The 1,571-nt window shown below is 62.3% G+C and carries 2 protein-coding genes; both read left to right on the top strand.

From position 1 onward, the window contains the following. Positions 1-827, top strand: an 827-nt coding sequence (locus EPO09_RS17795; protein WP_290645116.1) for an SDR family oxidoreductase, incomplete at its 5' end; no start/stop codon positions are given. 12 nt (positions 828-839) lie between these two features. Beyond that, positions 840-1,253, top strand: a complete 414-nt coding sequence (locus EPO09_RS17800; RefSeq protein WP_290645118.1) for a cupin domain-containing protein — start codon at positions 840-842, stop codon at positions 1,251-1,253. Positions 1,254-1,571: the final 318 nt, after the last annotated feature.

Genomic DNA, 1,571 nt, shown 5'->3' on the forward strand with positions numbered 1-1,571 from the left:
TGCAAAACGTGATCGTTGTCATCGGTGCAGGATCCATCGGCCAGGCCATCGCGCGCCGTGTGAGCGCGGGCAAGCACGTGCTGCTGGCCGATCTGAAAATGCAGAACGCCGAAGTAGCGGCCCAGGTGCTGAGGGAAGCGGGCTTCCAGGTCAGCACCACCATCGTCGATGTGTCGTCTCGCGCTTCGGTGCAGGCGCTCGTGCAGGCCGCCACGGAGCTCGGCGAGGTCAGTGGCGTCATCCACGCGGCCGGTGTCTCGCCCAGCCAGGCATCGCCTGCGACCATTCTCGCCGTGGACCTGTATGGGACAGCGCTGGTGCTCGAAGAGTTCGGCAAGGTCATCGCCCGTGGCGGCAGCGGTATCGTCATCGCATCAATGTCCGGCCACCGCTTGCCAGCGCTGACGCCCGAACAGGATCAGGCGCTCGCGAGAACGCCCGTCGACGACCTGTTGGCATTGCCGATGCTCCAGCCGAATCGGGTGACCGATCCGCTGAACGCCTACCAGATATCCAAGCGTGGCAATGCGCTGCGGGTGATGGCCGAGGCCGTGCGATGGGGCCGGCGTGGCGCACGCGTCAACACCATCAGTCCCGGCATCATCATCACGCCATTGGCGAAGGACGAATTGACGGGCCCTCGTGGTGCAGGCTACCGGCGCATGATCGACGCCTGTGCTGTGGGGCGCGCGGGTACGCCGGACGAGGTCGGCGCACTGGGCGCCTTTCTGATGGGCCCCGACGGCGCCTTCATCACCGGCAGCGACTTCCTCATGGATGGGGGCGTCACCGCCGCGTACTGGCATGGCGATCTGGCCAAGACTTGATGGAGCAACTTCATGAACATCACACGTAACGGCAGCAAGCCATCGGCCAAGGGCCCGGCTTCTTATTTCATGGGCTCGGTCCGCATCGACAGTCCCTTCCAGGCCGAAGGCGAAGGTCGCGCGGGTGGCGCCATCGTGACATTCGAGCCAGGTGCCCGAACCAACTGGCATACCCACCCAGCAGGCCAGACCCTGGTGTTTTTGTCAGGGGTAGGCTGGACGCAATGCGAGGGTGGGCCGCGTGCCGAAATTCGGGCTGGCGACGTCATCTGGTGCCCCTGCCGCAAACGCCACTGGCACGGCGCAACGCTCAGCACGGCGATGTCTCACCTCGCTCTCACCGAAATGATCGATGGCAAGAACGTGGAATGGATGGAACCGGTCACAGACGAGCAGTACCAGAAGGGTCCGCTGATTACGGACTGATGTTGGCGTTCCCAGCTTTCAGTCAGAGCTCACTGATAGCAGCCCATTTGCAATGTAGGTTTACAGCGTTCACCAGACCTTGCTTTGCTGTGACCAGGTTCAGCCCCTGGCAGAGTCGATGAGGTCGTGAACGGCTGCTGCGAGGTATTTCAATTCAGGAATCCGGATTGAGCTGACTGGCCGGTTTGGAGAAGCTTGGGTAATCCCCCCATAAACCATTGCTCAGAGAAGTAGAGCTATGCGGCCATGGCCAACCGCTGCTTGGGGGTGATGCCGCCCAAGGCCATGTTTGGGCGTTCATGGTTATACATCCACATC

Origin of the sequence: Aquabacterium sp., from assembly GCF_004297345.1 — a bacterium.
GTDB lineage: Bacteria > Pseudomonadota > Gammaproteobacteria > Burkholderiales > Burkholderiaceae_C > Aquabacterium.